At 63.8% G+C, this 6,306-nt stretch carries 9 protein-coding genes; 2 read left to right on the plus strand and 7 right to left on the minus strand.

The annotated features are described in order from the left end of the window. Window positions 1-454: hypothetical protein (locus tag ENZ74_RS17685; RefSeq protein WP_164761065.1), on the plus strand; the 454-nt coding region annotated here is incomplete at its 5' end. 2 nt (window positions 455-456) lie between these two features. Here ENZ74_RS17685 and ENZ74_RS17690 read toward each other — a convergent pair. The 6 genes from ENZ74_RS17690 to ENZ74_RS17715 form a co-directional block, all read right to left on the minus strand. Continuing rightward, the gene (locus tag ENZ74_RS17690; protein WP_027163303.1) at window positions 457-1,092 is read right to left on the minus strand and encodes a DUF480 domain-containing protein; all 636 of its coding nucleotides are present in this window, start codon (window positions 1,090-1,092) and stop codon (window positions 457-459) included. A 32-nt stretch (window positions 1,093-1,124) separates the two neighbouring features. Then, window positions 1,125-1,904, minus strand: a complete 780-nt coding sequence (locus tag ENZ74_RS17695) for a succinate dehydrogenase iron-sulfur subunit (protein ID WP_013528877.1) — start codon at window positions 1,902-1,904, stop codon at window positions 1,125-1,127. A 9-nt stretch (window positions 1,905-1,913) separates the two neighbouring features. Beyond that, complete coding sequence (sdhA, locus tag ENZ74_RS17700; protein ID WP_063169528.1) at window positions 1,914-3,749, minus strand: succinate dehydrogenase flavoprotein subunit; 1,836 nt, start codon at window positions 3,747-3,749, stop codon at window positions 1,914-1,916. Between the two features lies 1 nt (window position 3,750). Further along, entirely contained in the window at window positions 3,751-4,146 is a 396-nt protein-coding gene (gene sdhD / locus ENZ74_RS17705) for a succinate dehydrogenase, hydrophobic membrane anchor protein (protein WP_013528875.1), read from the minus strand. A gap of 2 nt (window positions 4,147-4,148) precedes the next feature. Beyond that, entirely contained in the window at window positions 4,149-4,568 is a 420-nt protein-coding gene (sdhC, locus tag ENZ74_RS17710; protein WP_063169529.1) for a succinate dehydrogenase, cytochrome b556 subunit, read from the minus strand. Between the two features lie 261 nt (window positions 4,569-4,829). Then, window positions 4,830-5,258, minus strand: a complete 429-nt coding sequence (locus ENZ74_RS17715; RefSeq protein WP_063169530.1) for a hypothetical protein — start codon at window positions 5,256-5,258, stop codon at window positions 4,830-4,832. Window positions 5,259-5,519: 261 nt separating this feature from the next. On the opposite strand from ENZ74_RS17715, the gene ENZ74_RS17720 reads away from it, so the two are divergent. Continuing rightward, the gene (locus ENZ74_RS17720) at window positions 5,520-5,882 is read left to right on the plus strand and encodes a hypothetical protein (RefSeq protein ID WP_024504989.1); all 363 of its coding nucleotides are present in this window, start codon (window positions 5,520-5,522) and stop codon (window positions 5,880-5,882) included. Here ENZ74_RS17720 and ENZ74_RS17725 read toward each other — a convergent pair. Next, window positions 5,866-6,306, minus strand: a 441-nt coding sequence (locus ENZ74_RS17725) for a GGDEF domain-containing protein (protein ID WP_164761066.1), incomplete at its 5' end; no start/stop codon positions are given. The genes ENZ74_RS17720 and ENZ74_RS17725 overlap by 17 nt on opposite strands.

Raw genomic sequence — 6,306 nt, forward strand, 5'->3', positions numbered from 1 at the left:
CGGCCAGGGCAAGGGACCGACGACACGCTCGCGCCTCGGTGCGATGCCGGGAGCGCTCGTCGGCAAGTGGGGTTTTGCAGTTGCCAGCGGCAATTATTGCGACACATTCAGCAACTGCGATCCAGGCAGCGGCGGCAGCGTCACCTTTACCTTCGGGGCTGACGGGCGCACCTATTACGCGCTGTTCCAATCGTCTCTGGTCGACGGCTGCGGTCAGGTCCGGTCGCTGACCCTGAAAACCGGCAAGGCCTCCGTGCGCGGTTCGACCCTGGTTTTCACGCCGACGGCAGGAACCTACAAATCCGTCAATGGTTGCCGGCCCGACCTTACGGGCCTCTGGAAATTCAAGCCCGGTGACCTGAAGCCGGTCTCCTTGCGTTGGCAACTGGACGGCAACCAGTTGCGGCTGATCGACCCCGACGGCGAAGCGAGCGGCGTTTACTCGAGGAGGTGAACCTAGCGCTCGCCGGTCAGCGCGTCGATGCGGGCGCGTAACATTGCAATCTCCTCCTCGAGGGCGCTGACGCGCTCCTCGAGGCCGGAGGCAGATGAAGCAGCCGACGCAGCCTGCATGGCGATGGGGGCGATCTGCGGAATCCCGCTCAGCAGATGGACGTAACGCTCCTCGCGCTGGCCCGGTCCGCGTGGGATTTCCTGGATGAGTGGCGGTCGGCGGCCGATCAGCATGTCGAGCTCGGCGCGCAAATCTTCGATCGACGAAAACCGTGCCATGCGCTCGGTGCGCGCCGACAATTCATGGGCCGTCTGCGGCCCGCGCAGCAACAGCAAGCCGATCAAGGCGGTCTGCGGTGTGGTCAGCGAGAAGCGCTGCGCCATCTGGTGCTCGTAGCGCTCGACACGCGAACCGAACATCTGCCGCACCAGCCCCTTTTGTTCGAGCAGCTTCAGCCCCCGGTGCACCTCGCTCTGCTCCAGCGCCATCACCGGCTCGCGCGCCGTCTTCTGGTTGGCGGCGGCCAGTGCCGCGTTGAGCGTCAGCGGATAGACATCCGGCGTCAGCTCCTTCTTCTCGATCAGGCAGCCGAGAATGCGAGCTTCCACAGGGGAAAGGATGGGAAGGTCATCGCTCATTGGATTACTCTCGCCGGCAACCAACCAACCGCCTAAACCCTTCTCTCCACCATCATCTTCTTGATCTCCGCGATCGCCTTGGCCGGGTTGAGGCCTTTGGGGCAGGTCTGCGCGCAGTTCATGATGGTGTGGCAGCGATAGAGCCGGAACGGGTCTTCGAGATTGTCGAGCCGCTCGCCGGTGGCCTCGTCGCGGCTATCGATCAGCCAGCGATAGGCCTGCAGAAGCGTTGCCGGGCCGAGATAGCGGTCGCCGTTCCACCAATAGCTCGGGCACGAGGTCGAGCAGCAGGCGCACAATATGCATTCATAGAGCCCGTCGAGCTTCTCGCGGTCCTCATGGCTCTGCAGCCACTCCTTGGCCGGCTCCGGCGACACCGTCTTCAGCCAAGGCTGGATCGACGCGTGCTGGGCGTAGAAATTGGTGAGGTCGGGCACCAGATCCTTGACCACCTGCATATGCGGCAGCGGGTAGACTTTTACCGCGCCCGAAATGTCGTCGCAGCCCTTGGTGCAGGCGAGCGTGTTGGAACCGTCGATGTTCATGGCGCAGGAGCCGCAAATGCCTTCGCGGCAGGAACGCCGCAAGGTCAGCGTCGGGTCGATCTTGTTCTTGATCCACAGCAGCGCGTCGAGCACCATCGGCCCGCAGTCGTCCATGTCGACGAAATAGGTATCGATGCGCGGGTTCTCGTCGTCGTCCGGCGACCAGCGATAGATGCGGTATTCCCGCAGATTGGTGGCGCCCTCCGGCTTCGGCCAGGTCTTGCCCGGCTTGATCTGCGAATTCTTGGGGAGCGTGAGTTCAACCATGTTCGATCCTCAATACACTCTGGCCTTGGGCGCGATCTTGGCGAGGCTGATGCCGCCGTCCTTTTCAGCCAGCTGCGGCTCGGTGTGCACCGGCCGGTAGGAGAGTGCCACCTCGCCGTCTTCGCTCAGCCTGGCCAGCGTATGCTTGCGCCAGACCGCGTCGTCGCGCGCCGAAAAGTCCTCGCGTGCGTGCGCGCCACGGCTCTCCTTGCGCGCCTCGGCGCTGTAGACCGTGGTGATGGCATTGGCCATCAGGTTTTCCAGCTCCAGCGTTTCGACCAGATCGGAGTTCCAGATCATCGAGCGGTCGGACACTTTGATGTCCTTCAACTCGCCCCAGATCTGCGAAATGCGCTTACAGCCATTTTCGAGCGACTCCTGCGTGCGGAATACGGCCGCGTCTTCCTGCATCGCCTTCTGCATCTTTTCACGCAGCACCGCCGTCGGTGTCGAGCCGTTGGCGTAACGCAGCCGGTCGAAGCGGTCCATGATCTTTTCGACCGAGGCTTCGTTGGGCGAAGGGATCGCCGACTTGCGGTCGATGACCTGGCCGGCGCGGATCGCCGCCGCGCGGCCGAACACCACAAGATCGATCAACGAATTCGAACCGAGCCTGTTGGCGCCGTGCACGGAGGCGCAGCCGGCTTCGCCGACAGCCATCAATCCGGGCGACACCTGGTCTGGATTGAGCGCCGTCGGATTGAGCACCTCGCCCCAGTAATTGGTCGGCACGCCGCCCATATTGTAGTGGACCGTGGGCAGCACCGGGATCGGCTCCTTGGTCAGGTCGACACCGGCAAAGATCTTGGCCGATTCCGAAATGCCCGGCAGCCGCTCATGCAGGACGGCGGGATCGAGATGGTCGAGATGCAGGAAGATGTGGTCCTTGTTCTTGCCGACGCCGCGGCCTTCGCGGATCTCCAGCGTCATGCAGCGCGAGACGACGTCGCGCGAGGCAAGGTCCTTGGCTGACGGCGCGTAGCGCTCCATGAAGCGCTCGCCCTCGGAATTGACGAGATAGCCGCCCTCGCCGCGCGCACCCTCGGTGATCAGGCAGCCGGCGCCATAGATGCCGGTCGGGTGGAATTGCACGAACTCCATGTCCTGCAGCGGAAAGCCGGCACGCGCGGCCATGCCGCCGCCGTCGCCGGTGCAGGTGTGCGCCGAGGTGGCCGAGAAATAGGCGCGGCCATAGCCGCCGGTCGCCAGCACCACCATCTTGGCCGAGAAGCGGTGGATGGTGCCGTCATCCAGGTTCCAGGCGACGACACCGGTGCAGGTGCCGTCCGGCTCCATGATCAGGTCGAGCGCGAAATACTCGATGAAGAACTGCGCATTGTTCTTCAGCGACTGGCCGTAAAGCGTATGCAGGATGGCATGCCCGGTGCGGTCGGCGGCGGCACAGGTGCGCTGCACGGGGGGACCTTCGCCATAGTTCATCATGTGGCCGCCGAACGGCCGCTGGTAGATCTTGCCCTCTTCGGTGCGCGAAAACGGCACGCCGTAATGTTCGAGCTCGTAGACCGCGGCCGGCGCCTCGCGCACCAGATATTCCATGGCGTCGACATCGCCCAGCCAGTCCGAGCCCTTGACGGTGTCGTACATGTGCCATTGCCAGGAATCGGGACCCATGTTGGACAGCGAGGCGGCAATGCCGCCTTGCGCCGCCACCGTGTGCGAGCGGGTCGGGAACACCTTGCTGATGCAGGCGGTGCGCAGCCCCTGTTCGGCCATGCCGAGCGTGGCGCGCAGGCCGGCGCCGCCGGCGCCAACGACCACCACGTCGAACTTGTGGTCGACAAGGGTATAGCCTGCCGTGTTGGCTTGTTTCGCGTCCTTGGCCAACTCAGCCTCCGAATGCCAGCTTGAGCAGGGCGAAGATCGAGGCGACGCCGACCGCTATGGTGAAAAATGTATTGAGCGCGATCAGCGCCAGCTTCATGCCTTCGCCATGCACGTAATCCTCAATGATCACCTGCATGCCGATCCGCATATGGGTGAGACCGGAGATGAGCACCAGGGCCATCACCAGCGCCACGAACGGGTTGGCAAGGGCTGCCCGCACATGCTCGTGGTCGGCGCCGTTGAGCGCGATCAGGAAACCGACGAAGAACAGGATCAGCGGGATGTTGGCGATCGCGGTCAGGCGCTGGCGCCAGAAATGCCCGGTGCCCTCGCGGGCGGAGCCGAGGCCGCGGACCCTCGCCAGCGGCGTGCGCATGTCGGTGTTTTTGCCGCTCATCATCAAGCTCCCCGCGCCATGGTGCCGGCGATCCAGATCAGCAGCGTGAGCAGGATCGAGCCGGCCAGCGTCGCCCAGGCGATCTTCGAGGCGGTATGCTTTTCCAGGCCCGCGCCCGTGTCCCAGATGAGGTGCCGTACGCCGCCCAGCATATGATGCATCAGCGCCCAGGTGTAGCCGAACAGGATGATCCGGCCGAGCCAGGTGCCGAAGGCCGAATTGGCCCAATCGAAGGTCGCCTGCGAGCTTGCCGCCGCCATCAGCCACAGGGCGACCAGCAGCGTGCCGAAATACAGCGCGCCGCCGGTGATGCGGTGAATGATCGACATCGTCATGGTGATCGGCGGCCGGTACACGGTGAGGTGCGGCGAAATCGGCCGTTCACGTCTGGCAAATTCGCGGGTGGCTGGTGATTTGCTCATGGCTCCCCCAGTTCGGCGTCTCTCTGGAGCCTCAGGTGGAAATGCGGCATTGCCGCTTCCGGTTGCGACTTCGGACAGCCGGTTTCTAATGCTCTTTTTGCACCGCGTCAAAGCCAGAAAACCGTTTCGAAAACGTAATTTAGTCTGACTAAAAGGCGGGCTTTGGCTTCAATCGATTAGGCTGGGAAGGCCTGAAGCCGGCTCGATATCGCTGCAGTGCAACATATCTGGCTCCAGGGCCCAGCGGTGGTGAGACTGGCGTCAGCGTTTGCAGGTCTGCGGCGTCGATCCCTTCTTCATCACCAGCGCCTCGCGCCCGTCGATCACGATTGCGTCATGCGTGGCCGCCTGGTAGCGGCTGCTCTGGTTGGCAGGCGACGCCGCAAACTCCTCGGTCGCGCCGTCGGACCCGACCACACGCAACGACGTGCCTAGATTTTGGATGAAAATCATACCGTTGTTGCCGCATCTATAGGTGGCCGTGCCTATGCCTGGTCGCGGCGCGGTAAGGTCGGTGATGATCTTGGGTGCAGCTGCCGGAGGCACCGCGGCTGCGACGGACTGCTGGGCCGGCGCAGGTGAGACGACGACGGTATTGGCTGCCTTCGGCGCGCTGTCTTGCGGCACACAGGCAGCGACGACACCGAGCAACGGGAAAACGGACACCCAAATCGGCCGGCGTAGCGCCATATGCTGTCCTCCCGCGCGGCAAGCGGCCACGATGCTTTGTCCAGATCACGATCGTCCCGACGCCAAGGCGGACGCCGCCGCGATGGTGCGGCCAAGCATGGCCGAATGATGGCCACCGGGTTTTCCATCCAGTCGGATATTAACGGATATTAACCATGTTTACCGAGACATCGCCGCCAAACGCGCCGGCCTCTTAACAAAGGTTAAGAAACCGTTAATTTCTGATTCGAGGAGGCTTTCCCTCAAGACACGGAGGACGCCATGCGTTCGAATTCGGGCAAATCGCGCCTTGCGGCGCTCGTCGTAGCAGCCTCGGTCGCCGGCCTTGCAGCGCCAGCGCTTGCCGGCGCACGGCATCAGGATCGCGTCTACGCCGATTCCTTCGGCAACCTCGTCGTCGACAGCGCCGCCGGCTACAAGCGCATCATCGTCGGCCAAGGCAGGCTGGCCAAGCAGCTCTCCGACTACACCAGCGCCGGCCAGCCCAAGGTGATCTACGAGAACGAAGCCGACGAAATCGGCGGTTATAGCGATTGCTACCGGCCGCCGGTGCTGGTGAAGGGCCGCTCCTATATGTACGGCCTCTCCGACGGCGAGATGCCCGAACTCAGCCCCTGCCGTTAGCTTCCGTTCCGGCTGACGACCAGTTGCCGGCAGGCCCGACGGAGACGCGCACGCAATCGCGCCCGGCATTCTTCGCCTGATAGAGCGCCTGGTCGGCCCGCCGCATCAGATCGGCAAAGTCTTCGCTCGCATGGAGTTCGGCGACGCCGAAGCTCGCGGTGCAGCGGTTGTCAGCCGGCAGTCCGTCTATGGGCAGCGCGCCGAAGGCGCTGCGCGTCCCCTCGGCGAACAGCCGCGCCGCGGCAAGGTTGGTTCCCGGCAGGATGATGGCGAACTCCTCGCCGCCAATGCGGCCGGCAACGTGATGCGCGGCGGCGGCTTCACGCAGGAAGCCTGCAAAAGTCTCGATCACCCGGTCGCCGGACGCATGGCCGAAGCTGTCGTTGACGCTCTTGAAATGATCGAGATCGGCTATGACCAGCTC

This window comes from Mesorhizobium sp. M7A.F.Ca.CA.002.15.2.1 (genome assembly GCF_003998715.1).
Taxonomy (GTDB): domain Bacteria; phylum Pseudomonadota; class Alphaproteobacteria; order Rhizobiales; family Rhizobiaceae; genus Mesorhizobium; species Mesorhizobium ciceri.

Excerpts from the sequence above, each read along its gene's own strand:
- sdhD (WP_013528875.1), bottom strand. The coding sequence starts at position 4,146 with ATGAGCGGCAAAAACACCGACATGCGCACGCCGCTGGCGAGGGTCCGC.
- ENZ74_RS17695 (WP_013528877.1), bottom strand. The coding sequence starts at position 1,904 with ATGGTTGAACTCACGCTCCCCAAGAATTCGCAGATCAAGCCGGGCAAG.
- ENZ74_RS17690 (WP_027163303.1), bottom strand. The coding sequence starts at position 1,092 with ATGAGCGATGACCTTCCCATCCTTTCCCCTGTGGAAGCTCGCATTCTC.
- sdhC (WP_063169529.1), bottom strand. The coding sequence starts at position 4,568 with ATGAGCAAATCACCAGCCACCCGCGAATTTGCCAGACGTGAACGGCCG.
- ENZ74_RS17715 (WP_063169530.1), bottom strand. The coding sequence starts at position 5,258 with ATGGCGCTACGCCGGCCGATTTGGGTGTCCGTTTTCCCGTTGCTCGGT.
- ENZ74_RS17720 (WP_024504989.1), top strand. The coding sequence starts at position 5,520 with ATGCGTTCGAATTCGGGCAAATCGCGCCTTGCGGCGCTCGTCGTAGCA.